This is a genomic window from Microcoleus sp. B3-D7 (genome assembly GCF_036705305.1).
GTDB lineage: Bacteria > Cyanobacteriota > Cyanobacteriia > Cyanobacteriales > Microcoleaceae > Microcoleus.
Genome location: NZ_JAUBUE010000041.1, coordinates 1 through 17366, shown reverse-complemented (window position 1 = coordinate 17366; position 17366 = coordinate 1). Strand labels below are relative to the sequence as shown.

Annotated in this window: 11 protein-coding genes and 1 pseudogene; 7 read left to right on the top strand and 5 right to left on the bottom strand. The window is 42.0% G+C overall.

What is annotated here, in order from left to right; genetic code table 11:
* Nucleotides 1–189: 189 nt before the first annotated feature.
* On the bottom strand, nucleotides 190–1581 hold the full coding sequence (locus tag QUB25_RS22820) for a response regulator (protein ID WP_333186389.1): 1392 nt from the start codon (nucleotides 1579–1581) through the stop codon (nucleotides 190–192).
* A complete protein-coding gene (locus QUB25_RS22815; protein WP_333186387.1) occupies nucleotides 1578–4403 on the bottom strand; it encodes an ATP-binding protein in 2826 nt (941 codons plus the stop codon). Before QUB25_RS22815 ends, QUB25_RS22820 begins: the two co-directional genes overlap by 4 nt.
* A gap of 872 nt (nucleotides 4404–5275) precedes the next feature.
* On the opposite strand from QUB25_RS22815, the pseudogene QUB25_RS22810 reads away from it, so the two are divergent.
* Nucleotides 5276–5420 (top strand): annotated as a pseudogene (locus QUB25_RS22810) (IS5/IS1182 family transposase); the annotation flags it as partial.
* Between the two features lie 10 nt (nucleotides 5421–5430).
* Here the strand turns inward: QUB25_RS22810 and QUB25_RS22805 are convergent.
* Nucleotides 5431–6882 (bottom strand): hypothetical protein, encoded by a 1452-nt coding sequence (locus tag QUB25_RS22805; protein ID WP_333186384.1) that lies wholly within the window; start codon nucleotides 6880–6882, stop codon nucleotides 5431–5433.
* Between the two features lie 612 nt (nucleotides 6883–7494).
* Here QUB25_RS22805 and QUB25_RS22800 point away from each other — a divergent pair.
* Both QUB25_RS22800 and QUB25_RS22795 read left to right on the top strand, forming a co-directional pair.
* Nucleotides 7495–8994, top strand: a complete 1500-nt coding sequence (locus QUB25_RS22800) for a GUN4 domain-containing protein (protein WP_333186381.1) — start codon at nucleotides 7495–7497, stop codon at nucleotides 8992–8994.
* Nucleotides 8995–9394: 400 nt separating this feature from the next.
* Nucleotides 9395–9574: a hypothetical protein gene (locus QUB25_RS22795; protein WP_333077141.1), complete on the top strand. Its 180-nt coding sequence runs from the start codon at nucleotides 9395–9397 to the stop codon at nucleotides 9572–9574.
* Between the two features lie 128 nt (nucleotides 9575–9702).
* Here the strand turns inward: QUB25_RS22795 and QUB25_RS22790 are convergent, their stop codons facing one another.
* Nucleotides 9703–10230 carry a P-loop NTPase family protein gene (locus QUB25_RS22790; RefSeq protein ID WP_333060921.1) on the bottom strand — a complete coding sequence of 176 codons (528 nt, stop codon included), beginning with the start codon at nucleotides 10228–10230 and terminating at the stop codon, nucleotides 9703–9705.
* Between the two features lie 356 nt (nucleotides 10231–10586).
* Between QUB25_RS22790 and QUB25_RS22785 the strand changes: the two genes are divergently transcribed.
* The 4 genes from QUB25_RS22785 to QUB25_RS22770 all read left to right on the top strand — a co-directional run bounded on the left by QUB25_RS22785 (nucleotide 10587) and on the right by QUB25_RS22770 (nucleotide 16863).
* On the top strand, nucleotides 10587–11153 hold the full coding sequence (locus QUB25_RS22785; protein ID WP_333186459.1) for a nucleoside monophosphate kinase: 567 nt from the start codon (nucleotides 10587–10589) through the stop codon (nucleotides 11151–11153).
* 130 nt (nucleotides 11154–11283) lie between these two features.
* Entirely contained in the window at nucleotides 11284–12009 is a 726-nt protein-coding gene (rph, locus tag QUB25_RS22780) for a ribonuclease PH (RefSeq protein ID WP_333186377.1), read from the top strand.
* 122 nt (nucleotides 12010–12131) lie between these two features.
* The gene (gene avs2, locus QUB25_RS22775) at nucleotides 12132–16412 is read left to right on the top strand and encodes an AVAST type 2 anti-phage system protein Avs2 (RefSeq protein WP_333186374.1); all 4281 of its coding nucleotides are present in this window, start codon (nucleotides 12132–12134) and stop codon (nucleotides 16410–16412) included.
* A gap of 118 nt (nucleotides 16413–16530) precedes the next feature.
* Complete coding sequence (locus QUB25_RS22770) at nucleotides 16531–16863, top strand: hypothetical protein (RefSeq protein ID WP_333186371.1); 333 nt, start codon at nucleotides 16531–16533, stop codon at nucleotides 16861–16863.
* A 130-nt stretch (nucleotides 16864–16993) separates the two neighbouring features.
* On the opposite strand, the gene QUB25_RS22765 is transcribed toward QUB25_RS22770, so the two are convergent.
* Nucleotides 16994–17284, bottom strand: coding sequence for a Uma2 family endonuclease (locus QUB25_RS22765; RefSeq protein ID WP_333186455.1), 291 nt, complete (start codon nucleotides 17282–17284; stop codon nucleotides 16994–16996).
* Between the last annotated feature and the right edge of the window lie 82 nt (nucleotides 17285–17366).

Here is a 17366-nt window from a genome sequence, read left to right as displayed (position 1 = left end):
CTAGGACTTGCGATAGGGGAGTTTCTTGAGGAAATTCTCATTTTAGTTCGGACAAGCCCTCTGCTTCTTGATAGGTGGCGAAGAGTTTGACAGTCAGGGTGATTGGTAGATTCGACATGGGCGATCCCATGATTAACTGTATATTGACAAAACAGCAAAACTAAGATTTACCCTAAAAAAGTTTCCTTACTAATGCTGGATTGGAAGCTCAATTACAAACTCTACCCCCCATTCGGGCGAGGAAATGCAAGTCAGCTTACCACCATGTTTTCGTTCTACGATTTCACGGCTAATAGACAAACCTAAACCTGTCCCTTTACCTACAGATTTAGTAGTAAACATCGGCGTGAATAAATGCTGCATTACTTCCTGATTTATGCCAACCCCATTATCAGCAATCCGAATCACCACTCTGTCATCCTGAAGCATTTCAGTGCAGATCCGAAGCTGTGGAGTCTCATTGCTCTGTTTGTTTTCCCCGCACAGCGGACAACTAATCGTAGACTCTTCTAAAGCATCAATTCCATTCGCCAATATATTCATAAACACCTGATTGAGTTGCCCCGGATAACACTCTACTAGCGGCAATTTCCCATACTCTTTAATCACTGCAATTCCTGGGAAACTTCCTTTAGGTTTCAGTCGATGCCCTAAAATTAATAAGGTACTATCTAGCCCATCGTGAATATTCACTGGCGTTAGTGCCGATGTATCCAAGCGAGAAAAATTACGCAGTGACATAGAAAGATTGTAAAGTCGCTCTGTTCCGACCGCCATTGAATCAAGAATTTTTGGCAAATCTTCAACAATAAAATCTAACTCACTCTCCTGGGACTTATCCTCAAATTCTGATGTCGAAGTAACATTGTGCTGGCACAGCCGAGTCATTCCGATCAAATCGGCAATATATTCCTTGGCAATAGGGATATTATTGGAGATAAAACTAACTGGATTGTTAATTTCATGAGCTACCCCAGCTACAAGTTGACCAAGGCAAGCCATCTTTTCACTTTGAACGATTTGCACTTGAGCTTTTTTAAGATTATCCAAAGCTTGAGAAAGTTCAGCGGTTCGTTCTTCCACCCGTTTTTCTAACTCCTGCGCGAGCTGATGCAACGCTGCTTCTGCTGCGAGCCTGTCTTCAATTTCCCGTTTGAGAAGCAGATTTTGGGCGGCGAGAGTTTTAGTCAAAGAACGCAGTGTTAAATGGAGATTGACGCGAGCTAAAACCTCCTTTTGTTCAAAGGGCTTAGTAATGTAATCTACAGCCCCTAGATTAAAGCCTTTGACCTTATCTCCTATGTCAGACAGAGCCGTCATAAAAATTACCGAAATTTCGTTCGTCAACGGACTTTCCTTCAGGCGATGGCAGGTTTCAAACCCGTCAATTCCTGGCATCATCACATCTAAAAGAATCACATCAGGCTGAGTATATTCAGCCTGTTCGATGGCACTTTCACCATCAGTTGCTACCAATATCTCCCATCCCGAACCCGCTAAAGCTTCAGAAAGCACGTCCAGATTGCTAGGATTATCATCGACGATCAAGATGCTACTTGTTTCCATATTTGCTGCCTTCATTCTTTTTCTATTCTGTGGGATGTAATAAACTCTTTTATTTTTTTGACTTGATAGCCTTGGGCTAAATGGCGCAGCTCAACAGCAAAGGACACAAATTTCTGATCCAATTTCTCTAGGTGTTCACTGCGCTTCACAATTCCTTTCACGTTGCCTCTCATCGCCAGTTCAAGTAGGAGTTCAATTTCTCCGGGCGGGGGCGCTACTACAGAGGTCGATTCAGAAAGTGATTGAGTATCTGATGAAAAAGGAATAGTGCTGATTTTTTCATTCTTTTGTTCCTCATATATCCATTCAAGTTTTAAATACTTTTGCAACATCTCAAATAGCTCTTCTGCCTGCACAGGCTTACCGAGAAAATCCTTGGCTCCCCCCTCCAAGCTTTTATGTTGGTCGGTAGCAAATACACTGGCAGATGAAGCAAGGATTGCCACGTCTTTATAGTGTGACAAATTTCGGATACGGCGCATCATCTCAAAGCCATCTAAGACTGGCATCACTAAGTCAGTGATAATCAAATCGAACTTAAACTCTTCTACTTTTTCTAAACCTTCTTGACCGTTTTTAGCTTCGGTTACTTCAAACCCGAGGGGTTCCAGGAGATTGACAATAACTGAGAGATTTTCCCATTTGTCATCCACAACCAAAACTTTCTGCTTTCTACCTTGGTAGCCAACCAGCTTTCTTTGCTTGGCAATCGTCGCTGTATTTGCCCAGTCTGCCGCTTCCGGTAAATTCAAATCTACCCAAAAAACACTGCCGACTCCTGACTGACTTTTTACTTGAATGGTACTACCCATCATTTCGACAATTTTCTGGCTAATTGTTAAACCGAGTCCGGTTCCTTCCGCCTGACGCTTGCTGTCTCCTACTTGTTCAAAAGGCAAAAATATTTTTTTTAATTGTTCTGGTGTCATACCAACGCCAGTATCTTCAATTTGAAACCGAATTTTGTGAATTGGTGAGGCTGGCTTTTGCTCATAGCTTTGTACCTTTTCACCTGTGTCCTTTTCCAGATGTTCTATCTTAAAAGTCACTCGTCCCGAGTCTGTAAACTTAATTGCATTGCTCAGTAAGTTAATTAGTACCTGTCGCAAGCGTTTCTCGTCAGCGTAGATGCCAGCAGGAATTTCCGAACTGGGTTGATAAACAAAAGCAATTCCTTTTTGTTCGGCTCGGATGCGACAGATTTCCGCGACTCCCTGCAAAAAGGAAGGAAAATGGAAATCTTTCGCGTACAGTTCCAATTTCTGAGCTTCAATTTTAGCGAGGTCTAAGATGTCATTGATCAGGGTTAACAGGTGGGAACCACACTGGTGAATAATACTGATGCCTTGGATATCTTTCGGAGCCATCGTTGTTGAGCGTTCTAGGATTTGAGCGTATCCTAAAATTCCATTTAGTGGGGTTCTCAATTCGTGACTCATATTCGCTAAAAATTCACTTTTAGCTTGGTTGGCAGTATCAGCGATTTGTTTGGCTTCCGTGAGTTCGGCGGTGCGTTCTTCTACTCGGATTTCTAGCTCGGAATTGGTCTTGGCTAGCGCCTCAAAGGATTCGCGCAACTGTTGTGCCATAAGGTTGAAAGACTGACCCAGAACTTCTAGTTCTTCTACGCCTTTTACCTGCACATTTTCCTTTAAGTCGCCACTGGCGATCGCCCTAGAAGCTGCGCTCAAACGGAGAATCGGGCTGGTAATCCAGCGTGCGGTTAAGATTCCCAAAACGGTAGCCAGCGCCAAGGCTCCCAAACATAACAAAATGGTAGTCTGGGTATTGGCGTTAATTTGCTCCATGAAATCGCTTTCAGGAACTACGACCACGATCAGCCAGTCCAATCCTCGGCTATCCTGAAAGGGCATAACTTGGAGGAATTCTCGCTGGCCGGCGATCGTAAAATCCAATTGCTCAGAGCTATTAATTTTAGTAAGGTCGCCAAAGTGTTCTTTTAAATGCGCTGTTGTCAGCCGAATTAAATCATCTGTGCTGTCTAAAGCATTCAGCCGACCGAGTTGGCCATTGTTGGTGATAAATGCTTCTTTGAGAGTTGAACTGCCTACTAGGAGTCCAGAACGTTCCATAATGAATGTCTGTCCCGATCGACCGATTTTTAAGCTTTGCAGAAAGTCGCTGAGGAAAGAGATCAAAAAATTAGCAACGAATACTCCGCGCAGTTCGCCACTTTCGTCATAAACTGGATGTCCGGCAGGGAGGGAGAGCGTTTTCTGACCTGTAAGTGGAAAAATTTCGCTCCAGGTGGATCGGCCTAAGCGTACACTGTCTTTATACCAAGAACGGTTGAGTATATTGTAGTTGCGGGAGACTTTTAAGAGCTTCGTTTGATTGCCTTTGCTATCAGATTCATAAATATGAAGTTCATTCCGATGCTCTTTGTGTGCTATTTTAAAAAATATTTTGCCATTCTCTTGGCGTTCAATGGCAATGAACTCTCCATTTTTAGTAGCAAAACCCATCTGGGGTAGAGAAGGAAAGGCTTGAATTTGCTCCCACAAATAGCGCTCCGTACTCTCCAATTCGTCTGGATTTAAGTATCCTAGTCGAAGGGCATTGGCATTCAGTTGATTGACGCGAGGGGCTGTTTCTAGGTAAGTGTTGAGCTGCTGCTGGATGCGGGCCGTAATTTCACTTCGCAACTGGCTAGCAACTTCGTTGACTGCTTTTTGCCCGTTGCGTAAGGATAGCCAGCCTGTCAGACCGACGGCAGCAAATATTTGCAGAACGAATGGCAATACTAAAATCAGGCGCAGGGACACCTTTTTTTGAGAACGGTTTGACAGGAAAGTGGTTGGAGAGGTCTGTGACATTGATTCGTGTTACTCCTGGGGTAACGAGTTGGCTGAAAAATCTCAGTGGATTTAGTGAAATGAGGCTGAGGAAATATATATTGAAAAGCAATCTCTAATAGTTAGTGAAAAGTTTGAGACAGTAACTTGCTTAAACAAGCATCGCTACTTACGTGTTTTCTCTGATATCGTTATAATAAAAGCTAACTAAAGATACTGATGCGTCTTATTTTTTTCTAGCCTTTGTAAATATTTTTAGCCTTGAAAAAACCAGTTAGCAATCATATCTAATAGATTACTTGGTTGAGAGCTATTTGTAGTAGTTTTTAACTTTACTTTACAGATTGAGTATAAAAAGTATAATTTCACCAAACTTACATATAAATTGATATAATATACGTCTAAAAAAATTGACCTTTCTCGCTAAAAACATGACACGCTAGGCGGCTGAGAACCGTAACGGCGGTCTAACTCGCTACCGCGCTGAAGATTTGATGCACAACTCTGCAGATGACTCTCGTAGAGAATGCCGATCGCACATGAAACTTTACAATTCCAGCAAGTTTCATTTGCAGGAGTTACAGCAGGGTAATTGCTAATTGCTAATTGGGGAAGAAAAAAATAAGTAGAGCGGTGGAGCAGAGGGGATTATGACACAGAAGAGGGTTAGGGCTATTCTTTTAATCCTGGGAAACTATCTAAGCTTAATAGTGAATTTGGTATTAGAGGTAAACACATGGCTGGCAAGGATTTAAAGCTTTTTCAAATCCTAGAGGCTAGGGTTTGTCATCAGTTAATGTAAAGGAAGGTAAAGGAGAGATACAGCCGACTAGAAGGATTCGATCGGCATGACAAGCTGCCGTTATGCCCTACGGCATTAACAGTGGGAAAGGATCGAAGATTTGTTGCGCGGATGTGAAGGTTATGTGGGTGCGACAGTCTGCCTACAATTGGTTGTTCGTGGAAGCGGTGTTGTACGGCTACCCAGCGGACACCGCGCGGGGAGACTTGCCCGAACGGTTTGGGGATTTCCGAGTCAGGACACGCCCTAACGTGGGGCTATCCGTTGCAGTTCTTTGGCTTGTTCTAAAATTTTCTCGAAGTCTTCTTCGCTCAACCGCTGAATGTAGTTGATTTTGAACTCTTCTAGGAAGTCGCACACCAGCAGTTGTATTTCTTGCCAGGTTTGCTGCTTTTGCAGTTCGGTTCCTAAAGCTTGCCCGAAATGTTGGACTAGCTGGCTTGAGAGTTTGATGCTTATGGGGTCTTCGCTGGCGATTTTGAAGGCTTCGTAGGCATCTTGGGGACCGAGGGTGACTAATTTGGAGAGTTCTGCAACTAATTGCTCTGCTAGCTGTCCGGGCAGATTTCCCAGGCCGGGTACTTGCTTCCATCCTTGATAGACGGGGGATTGTTTGAGCAAGCTTTCAATATTGTACCGGAGGAGGGCTTCTAGGTCTGGCTGGAGTTGGGGGAGGACTTTGTAGACGGTTATTTGCACGAGATGGGTGGCGATCGCTTCTATTTCATTGATATTGTTGATGTCTAGATAGCGCTGTTTTTGAGATTGAAATAGTTGACGAGTGAGTTCGCCTGTGGTAATTGATTGCTGCATCTGGTTGATGAGTTGAATTACTACAACTTCGGTCAATTCTTGGGCGAAGTTGGCGACGAAACCTCGGCTGATTTGGGTGCGTATGGGTTGCAGATCTGGCATTTTGGCTTGGTGGATGCGAATTGTGACGGGTAATATTCGCAACAGGCGCCAGAATGGGAGCATCAGGAAGATGTCGTACCATCGCCAGAGCATGGCTGCTCGCCAAGTGACGCTGCGGTGACGGCGGCTGATCAAGTAGGTACGGGCGAGAAATTCGATCGCGAATATGGCAATAAATGGCAGGTCTATTTGCCAGAAGTTATCGGTGAATTCACCGTTTTCTCCTATCTCGCGGTAATAGTTAATGGCGATTAATGGCTTGATTTTGGCATCAAACCACTTGATTTCTTTTTGCCAACCTTGTTTGTTTAAATAGTCTTGGCGCCAGAATGCTTGGAATGATTGTTTAGCGGAGTCTTGCGAATTCGGGATGCGATCGCGCATTCGGTCTTTTATTTTTTCTAGGGTGCCGCTTTTTGATGCTACTCGAAAGGGATCTTCGTCGATCATTTTCGCGCTCAGATTGTTTATTTCCTGCAATTTGGCTGCTACTTGGGGAGATGGCAACCCTGTTTGCACTACTTGAATTTTTAATTCTTCTAAGGTTTCTAGATATTGCTGGGTGTCTCGGTGGGGTTTAATTCCTTTAAATGGGTCGTATAGTTGAGTTATAACTGGCAGTTGCCGGAGGTAAAAATCTCGCCCGGGCACGTAACTTATGTCAAATAATACTAGGCTTAAATTTCCTAGGGCGACCAGTGCCATGAACCGCTCGAACCAAGGTACTTTTGGTGATTTTTGGCGGGAGTTTGGAGTTTTAGAGGGCTGTAGTTTTGGTGTCACTGGCGGTTCCTAATTAAGTAGACAGATCGAAATAGATGTAACTGGTAATAGCTAAAAAAAGGAAACAGGGAAAACTAGCTAATTGTCCCGTCACGCTCGGATTGCGTTGGAGGAAGCTAGTCTTTATTTTAACGTGCGTTTCTTAGGGAGTTTTGGATTGTTGATTGGGGCTGGTTAGGTAAAAAAATATACTGGTAAAATATTAAGGTCGAGCGAACTTAACGGAAGTGGCAGCTCCCGTTAGTCTGCTTCTCTCTGGCAATAAAATTATATCTCAGGCGGAATCCTAAGTTTTTTGTCGGTGTTGCAAAGCTAAGTGGGCTGGTAATAAATTACTATTTCTGTTTGATATACTCGCTATTTGACGGCTAAATCAAATGTATTGCACGGATCGGAGTCTAAGGTTAGATTTAGACTTTGAGTTTGAGGTCAAACCCTCAAGAGAGTTATACTTGCTCAGGGGCACTCGGGCGAGAGTGCACCCTCTGAGCGCTCCCGTGGCAGCCGCCAGAGTAAGGTTCGAGGTGTCACCTCTACAAAAACCAGATCGCGATCGGACTCTTGAATAATATTAAACCCTGAGTATAAATTGGTTCGCATTTTTTTTAATATATGACATACTGCCTTAATCTCGATTGCCCAAGAGACAAGCGTCAGAACCCCCCAGGCACAAAGTATTGTCTTAATTGTGGTTCAAAGCTGCTGTTAAAAGACCTTTATGCAGCAACTGAGCCGCTGCGCGATGGGGGATTTGGCAGGACTTTTCGAGCTGTTAATCATGGAAAGTTTGAGGAATTGTGCGTAATCAAACAGTTGTCGCCCCCTCAAGAATTTCAACGTAAACCTGGTCATTTTAAAAAATATGTTCGACTGTTTGAACAAGAGGCAAGGCGGTTATATGAACTGAAGCACCCGCAAATTCCTCAGTTAATTTCTTATTTTGAGGAAGATGGGCGCTTGTATTTAGTGCAAGAGTTTATTGATGGCAATAATTTAAAGGATGAGTTAGATAAGTACGGTGCTTATAGCGAAATTAAAACTTGCGAACTGCTGTTAGATTTGTTGCCTTTATTGAAGTTTGTTCACGATCGAAATGTAATTCACCGCGATATTAAGCCTGAGAATGTGATCCGCAGATCTCGCGATCGCAAGTTAGTTCTGATAGATTTTGGGGTTTCCAAACAGGTAGTAGCGGCTGCTCCAACTAAAACTGGAACGAAGTTGGGAACTCCCGGCTACGCGGCTCTAGAACAGCGTCACGGTAGGGCTGTTCCTGCTAGCGACCTTTATAGTTTGGGGGTAACTTGCATTCGCTTGCTGACTTCTGTTATGCCTTATCTCGATATCTACGGAGACATTCACGATGACCTTTACGATCCGCTAGAAGGCCGATGGCTTTGGAGAGAAGCTTTGCCAAAAGGAACGCAAATTAGCCAGGATTTAGGTCTGGTTTTGGATAAGTTGATTCAAGAATATGTTAAAGATCGCTACAAATCGGCTGTGGAAGTTTTGGATGCTTTAAAACCTCCTGTTGTTGTTGTCCCCGTGCTGGAAAAGTCGCCGCAGGCAACTGTTATTAGTCCTTCTGTACCGACTCAACCTGTGACTGAGACTCCGCTAGTTTCTGTGAATTTAGAGTCGGAAAAAGGGATTGATTATTCTCATTTGGCAAGTCTGCTCGCTGCTAAAAATTGGCGGGGTGCTGATGAGGAAACTTCTGTGAAAATGCTGGAGGTGATGCAGCAAGTTTCACGGGGTTATTTGAGCGAGGAAGATATTAGGAAGTTTCCAGCTAAGGATTTGCAGACTATCGATCAACTTTGGGTGCGGCACAGTCACCGCCGATTCGGTTTTTCTGTGCAAAAGGGTTTGTGGGTAAAGTCGGGGGGAAAGGCTGGTGTTTATGATGCTACAGTTTGGGAGAAGTTTGGCGATCGCGTGGGCTGGCGGGTTAACAGCCAGTGGGTATACTATTCGGAGCTGAATTTTACTTCTAAAGCAAAGCCTGGACATTTGCCGGGGGGGACTGTTTTTGGGTGGGAAGGCGGGGTTTTGTGCGGTGTTTTGGGTTTGGGTGGGATCTGGTTTCTGCTGTCGCGGCGGGATTTGTAGAAGGAAGGTAGAAGGTAGAAGGCAAAATTTATTAGTCAGACTGCACCCCAAGCGAAGTCGAAGTGTTAGTCATGAAATATAGCCTTTCTCAGTAACATGAGGTGCACGCTTGATATAGGGCATCGGGCATCGGGCATAGGGCATAGGGAATACCTCACTTTATTGAGAACTGCTATAGTTTTGAGTTGGGAATTAAAGTGTTAACAAGTTTTGAGTTTAATCATCTGTTGTGTAGAAAATAGCTCTAAAAAAAGTGACAAATAAGATATAATCACAAACCTTTTTTTTTGTGCTATGTTCTTAGAGAAGGGCAAGTTTGCAAAGTCAAAAGCCAGTCCTCGGCGGTGTCCAACCATGAGGAGTGGCTTTTGCTCCAATTTACCAAGGAGATTTATTTAGTATGTTGCAAGAAAAACGTCTCAAGCCGTGGACTATAGTTCGCTCGCTTCCAAATGTGGAAAAGGTGGTTGTGGGTGAGTTTCGCAGTTGGTCTGATGCAGACGGTCACTTGAAAATTCTCAAGCGGATGGTGCCGGCGGATCGATTGAGTGTTGTGTTCGATCCGGTAGTTCAAGCGTAACGTCGCTGGTAAATTGATCAGCGTGCGATCGCTCTTTGAGCTAAGCGATCGCCTCTTTTTTTAGATACTATTTTTTGACATAAAAAATGCGACCGCTAAACAGGCGATCGCAACTTGAATCATTGTCCTTAACTGCGGCGAATTTCAGTAATTTGGTCGGCAACATCCAAAATTCTTTGGGGCATGGATGGCCCGGTAAAAATCATATCCAAATGATGCGGCTTGCTGTCAATCAATGCCACCACTTCGGCTTCGGGAATCAAGCCCAAATTAACAGCTAAACTCAATTCATCGAGAATAACTAAGGAATAACGACCTTCGCGCACCGCATTTTGAACATATTGCCACAATTGTTCGATCGATCGCGTCTCCAGCTCATCTAAATCGGCATTCTCAATGCAGCGTGACAAATCGCAGCGCACCCAATCTAAATTTTGCCCCAGCCGCACCGGATGCTGATGCCCTTGATTAATTCCCCCTTTGAGGAACTGCACAGCTAGCACGGGAGCTCCCTGTCCTGCTATTCTGAGGGCTTGAGCCATGACACTGGTAAAAAAGCAGCGGTGCGGGCCTGTAAAGACTTGCACCAGCCCTTGAACTGTGTAGGGCAAGCTGTGGTTTAAATTTAGTTTAGGGGTTTGTAACTGAGCAACCATAGGGCAATATTTAATCAGCAACTAAGTCTTGAGTGCAGATCCGACCTTGGCGTGGCTGAAGCCTGCTTGACAATATATAGTGTACGGGGCCGAGTGCACATCGGATCGAACACTAGATATACAAGTTGTCAAAAGCTCGCGGCAGTGGCATTCGCAGTCGTTTGTGCGATTTTTGAACTCAATTAGCACTTACACAGAAACGGGGTTTTTTAGGAAAATACGGCGTGGAGCTTGACATTTATACAGTTATAGGGTGAAAAACCAAGGTGATGAGAGTCTCGCTGCGTCCAGGGCTTTTCAGAAAAGGTACACACATCGCGTAAAATTTGAATGTCGCGGCACTAGGAGCAGGGACTGTGAGAGTGGTGATTCTGGGAGGGCCAGGAGCGGGAAAGGGAACTCAGGCTGAACTACTGTGCAGCAATTTGAGCCTTCCTTTGCTCGCTGTGGGGGACATTCTACGGGAGGCGATCGCAGAAGACACAGATTTAGGCAAGCTGGCGGCGTCTTATGTCGAAAGAGGGGAATTAGTTCCCGACGCAACTATGATTGAATTCTTTCGCCGCCGGCTGCTGCTGTGGGATGTCTTTAATGGCTGGGTGTTGGAGGGATATCCGCGAACGGCTTTTCAAGCTGAGGAATTGGATTTTTTATTAGAGGATTTGGCGCAGGAGCTAGATTGGGCGATTTTATTGAAAGTGCCGATCGAGGTTTTGCTGAGTAGGTCGATCGAGCGCCATCGATCGGATGACCACCCTGAAATTTTACAGCGTCGGCTCGATTTGTTCCACGAACGCACTATTCCTCTTTTAGAGTATTACGAATACCGCAACAAACTGTTAACTGTGGATGGCGATCAATCCCCAGAACAAGTCCAGCAGGATATTCTCCAATTGATCGAGGTTAAGGGCCAATCGTCATAGCATTTTAGATTTTAGATTTTAGATTTTAGATTGAATGACTGCATATTTACCGAAGCGAAAAAACAGGAAGATTAATCACCAAGTTTAAATTTTTAATACCCAATTACCCATTACCAATCACCTAAATATTATGTCTTTCCAGCGTCCAGATGGCAGACAACCAAATCAAATTCGTCCGATTAGTTTCGATCGACAGTTTACCAAATTTGCCAGCGGTTCCGTACTCGCGAAAAGTGGCGATACTCAGGTACTTTGCAGCGTTACAATCAAGCCGGGAGTGCCTAGATTTCTGGAGAATACCGGACAAGGTTGGCTGACAGCGGAATACCGAATGTTGCCTGGTTCTACGCCGCAGCGACAAGAGCGGGAATTTATGAAATTATCGGGACGCACTCAAGAGATTCAGCGGTTGATTGGGCGCAGTTTGCGATCGTGCTTGGATATGCAACTATTGGGAGAACGCACAATACTTGTGGATGCGGATGTTTTGCAAGCGGACGCGGGGACTCGCACGACTTCAATTACTGGCGGGTTTGTGGCTGTGGCTGATGCTTTGAACAAGTTGGTGCAAAAAGGTGATTTGGTGCAGTCTCCTTTGATTCGTCAAGTGGCGGCCGTGTCTGTGGGGCTTTTGGAACGGGAGCCGTTTTTAGATTTGAATTATCTGGAAGATGTGGCGGCTGAAATTGATTGCAATGTGGTGATGAATGGAGATTTGAATATCATTGAAATTCAGGGAACTGCGGAAGAAGGAAGTTTTAGTCGGAGTCAGTTAAATCAAATTTTGGATTTGGCAGAAACTGGAATTCAGGAATTGTTGGAGGCTCAAAGGCAAGCTTTAGTCAGCAGTCATTAGTCATTAGTCAGCCGTCAGTTTTATGTACTCGATCGATCGGGCAGATGAATAAAATATAAGCCTGTCCGTGAATCAGAGGTTAGCTAAGTAGAACGTTAGTTTTGTCTAGGAGAGTATTAGTAATGACTCAAATCGATTTCAAAGACATTCGCACTCACAAAGGTAGTCAACATGAAGGATTTGAAGAACTATGCTGTCAACTTGCATCATTTGAGGAAGTACCAAAAGACTCTATTTTTCGTCGCAAATCGGGTGCTGGAGGAGATGCTGGTGTTGAATGTTACTGGGGATTACCTAATGGAAATGAGAAGGCTTGGCAAACAAAATATTTTCCTGATAAATTGGGAGATAGCCAATGGGTACAAATTGATAAATCCGTTAAAGCGGCCTTGGATAAACATCCAAATTTAATTGAATATATAATCTGTTTGCCCCTTAACCGTACTGAAGGACGCAAGGACGGAGAAAAATCCCAAATGGATCGCTGGGATGAGCGTGTTCAAACATGGGAAGGATGGGCTGAAGAACATGATATGAAAGTTCAGTTTGTTTATTGGGGAGAATCAGAAATTATTGAAAGGCTTTCTCGCCCACAACCTCAGTATGCTGGTCGTGCCTATTTTTGGTTTAATAAACAAGAACTAACTAATGAATGGATGATTCAGCGTTTTCAAGAAGTTAGAGAAAATGCTGGGGCACGCTACACACCAGAAATTCATGTTGATTTACCAGCAGCTCAAATATTTGAAGGACTTGGTAGAACCGATCTTTTCTTTGACCGCATTGACAACTTATACAGTCAGCTTTGTCGAAAGTGGAAAGATGCCAAGAAGCCGTCAGAAGAATTACAGGAAAAAGTTCCTAATGTAGCTAAATCTTTAAACGATCTGAGTAAAGATGTCAACTTACTCATCAGTGCATTGAAAAAAGCATCTGATAGACAGGCTTTGTCACCAATTGATTTTGACTTAATTGCTTCTTTGTCAAAAAAACTTTGGCAATATGATAGTTACACACAAATTCGGCAAGCGAATCCGTCTCATAACGGACAACCAAAGGAAAAAATAGAAAATAGAGACATTGATAATCGTTCAAATGAAGACTTAAAATCAGTTCGTGATAAAATTTCAAAAGTAAAAGAAATAGGAATAGAAATTTACGAGTTTGCCACCAGTGATATTACTACTGCGTGTAATCAAGGCGCACTTCTACTTACGGGTGAAGCTGGAACAGGTAAAACTCATCTCTTCTGTGATATAGCTAAACATCGTCTTGATAACTCACTTCCGACCATAATTTTATTGGGTCAGCACTTTTGTCAAGGCAACCCTTGGATTCAAATAATGCAGAGATTGCACCTTTCTTGTCAGCGTGACGAGTTTTTAGGCGCATTAGATGCTGCTGCACAAGCTTGTGGTAGTCATGCAATGATTTTGATTGATGCTCTTAATGAGAGTGATGATAAAGGTTTATGGAAAAAGGAACTAGCAGGTATGTTAGCTGTTTTGCATAACTATCCACGCATTACTATTGCAGTAAGCTGTCGTACTTCATACGAAAGCGTAACAATACCAAAAAGCATTGTTCCAGAAAAGTTAGTTAAAGTTGAACATCATGGATTTGCTAACCATGAATATATTGCTACTAAAACCTTTTTTTCTCATTATGGCATTGAACATCCTAACGTTCCTTTGTTAGTTCCAGAGTTTTCTAATCCACTTTTCTTAAAAACACTTTGTAAAGGTATTAAAAATCGTAAATTAACACGAATCCCTAAAGGCATTAAGGGGATTACTGCTGTTTTTAATCTATTTATAGATTCAGTTAATGAGGTTTTATGTGTACGACTCGATTATGATGATAAGACTAATTTAGTAAGAAAATCAGTAGAAGCTTTAGCCTGTCGAATGGCAGAAAAAGAACAGCCTTGGATAGATAGAGAAGAAGCAAAAAGTATTGTTAATTATTTCTTGCCTAATAATATTTTTTCACAGAGCTTATTTTATCACCTGCTTGCTGAGGGGTTACTATCAGAAGATTTAATTTATCGTGCCTCAGAAGACGAATATGAAGAAGAACAAAATCAAAAGATTGATATTATTAAGTTTCCCTACGAAAAATTTAGCGATCATTTAATAGTCCGTTATTTGCTGAAAAACTACCTTGATAAAGACAAGCCAACTGAATCATTTGATGAAAATAAACCGCTAGGTAGGTTAGTAGCAGCTAGATGGAATACACATAGTATAAGTGGTTTACTGGAAGCTTTATGTATTCAAATTCCTGAACGACTTGGAAAAGAAGTAATGGAATTAACATCAATTAGATTATGGTGGTTTGAACATCCATTTTTACAAAGTCTTATTTGGCGTAATCCCACTAAAATAACTCAAACAACCAAAGATTATCTTGATGAAATATTCCAAGAAGAAGGAAACGAAGAAAAAGTTTATAATGTACTACTGACAGTAGCTACCGCTCCTGAACATCCTTTAAATGCAAAATCTCTTCATCGTCATCTCATAAATCTCAGAATGCCAGATCGCGATGCAATTTGGTCTATTTATTTATTCGATCAGTATGAACAAAAAGGGGCAGTCGATCGTTTACTTGAATGGGTCTGGGAAGCCGAAAAAGACCATATCTCAGATGAATCCATCGAACTTTGTGCAATTGCTTTGACATGGTTTTTAACAACATCTCATCGTTTTCTTCGCGATCGTGCAACAAAAGCTCTTGTTTCAATGCTACATCCAAGACCTCAAGTTTTAGTCAAAATTATCGAGCAGTTTTTAGAAGTTGATGATATTTATGTATTAGAACGGCTCTATGCTGTTGCTTATGGAGTCGCAATGGTTAGCAATGATGCTGACAAAATAGGAGAACTTGCAAACAAAATCTATGAATGGGTATTTAAAGAAGGTACACCACCAGTACATATACTTTTGCGTGATTATGCTCGTGGTGTTATTGAAGTAGCTAATCATCTGGGTACTTTATCAGACAAGGTAGATATTGATAAAACTCATCCCCCTTATAAAAGTGATTGGAATTTCGATCTACCAACAGAAGAAGAATTAAAACTATATATTGAATTAATAAAGCTTGATTTTGACATCAATATACCTCTATTACTATTACTTTTATTATTTAAGTCATGGGAGTCAAAGTCTTTAATTATATGTAAGCTAAGAAGGGTTTCAAAGAAAACTCAATTTAATAGTTTTAAAGAAGATCCTAAATGGAGCCTTGATGTTCTCTATACATCAGTTATGGACTATTTTATGGGAGGCGATTTTTCTCGGTATGTTATAGAATATCGTACTCGTTACTGGTCTTCCTCTATATTAGGAGAGCCAAATGAACCCACTAAAAAACAGAGATATGAGCAATTTATAGACTCTCTTACAACTACACAGAAACCAGTATGGGAAGAATATAAAACAATATCCGAGAATGTCAAGTTGTATAAACAACTAGAGCCTGAAAGTCGTATAAAATATTTTGAAGAAGAGTTTACAGATGAAGAATTAAAGGAAGCTATTACATCGGGCAAAGCATCTTTTTATGAAATTAGTGACCAGGAAAAAACAGAATTTTTTGAAAAGTATGTTGTACAATTTTTAGAAAATCCAAGAGAAGATGAATGTCGGTTCGATACTTCTATTGCAAAACGCTGGATTGTTAAGCGAGTTCTTGAATTAGGATGGACAATTGAAAAGTTCGGTTGGTTTGATGGGCGTTGTGGTAGTAATGGTCGTGGTGCGGATAAACCAGAACGAATTGGTAAGAAATACCAATGGATTGCCCTTCATGAATTTCTTGGTTGCATGGCAGATAATTTAGAGTTTACAGTTTCTTCTGGGTTGGATGAAGCATCTGAATCATCTGTTTATGAAGGAACTTGGCAGATAGGAATCCGAGATATCGATCCATCCTTTTTGTTAAAACAACTTCCTGAATCTCAACAAAATAATCAAAAAAGTTGGTTAAAACCTATCGACTATATATTTGACGAAGTTGATAAACAAGGACAGATAGACTGGATAAAGCAACAAGATGACTGTCCCGATCCATGTCAACTCATTGAATTAACTAATCCTAATGATCGAACAGTTTGGTTAACTCTAGAAGGTCATTATAGTTGGGAAGAAAAAGAACCTTTAGAAGAAGAAAAATATCAAAGTTCTCAACGACAAATGTGGTATCAGATACGAAGCTATATTGTGCGTTGTGAAAATATGGAAGAAACCTACCAATGGTTAAAAGATAAGAATTTTGAAGGGAGATGGATGCCAGAATCTGGAGAAATTTCTGATATATTTATTGGCGAATTTTCTTGGGGTTTACCTTATCATAAATGGATTGAAGCTAATTCTTGGGTTTCTCAAATAAATAAATAGTACAGACGGAGATTTACCTTATCCAGTCGTTGTAACAACAACCGGATATTCTTTTAGTAGTAGTTTTGATTGTTCAACAGATGAAACAATATCTGCTTTAATTCCTTCCGCTTGGCTAATGAAGAATATGGAATTAAGATGGTCAGGAGAATATTTGAAGTTTAGGAATTCAAACAATGAAGTTGTGGCGTTTAATCCTTTAAATCAACTGTCCCCAGCAAACTTTTTAATCTCCAAAAATCAACTGGTTAACTTTCTAAGTGAAAATAATTTAGATATTATTTGGACAGTATTAGGAGAACGTCAATTGATTGGTGGAAATCATAATGAATGGCCTGGACGCCTAGAAATTTATGGTGTGTATCGGCTAAAAAATGGTGTAATAGATGGAGAAAAGCTGAATACTTGGCATAGAAAACCCGATGTGCTTCTCAAAAGCTCGAATATTTGACTATCGCCCTTTTATCTATCCGCCTTCATCGTGGCACGAGCCTCCCGCCTGCGCGATAGTATCGGTTTAAAAAAGAGCGTGAAGCGGAGCTATCCCGTAGGCGATCGCCCTTTCATTCCTCTGACTGAATTTAACTCCTCACCCACGGCCTAAACCCTCGAATCATCGACGTTTCACCCACATCTTTTTGCATTTCCAAAAATCCCATAATCTCAGATGGCGACAAAAAAGGAAAGTGAGGAGAAACCTCCCGTTCAAGATATTCCTGACCTTCTAACTGATAGAATATTAGACGCCAACCGTCATAACGCCAAACCTCTTGCACCCCCAAACTCGCATACAATTCCATGCGGTTGATAGAACTGCTAGTAAGGTCAATCTCGATTACTAAATCAGGTGGCGGATATTCATTTAAGTCAATTTGATCAATACTCCGGACAGTTTTTCAAGAGGGAGGCGATGGCTTCGGCAAGCAACGCTTACGCAATAAATCACAGAAGCGA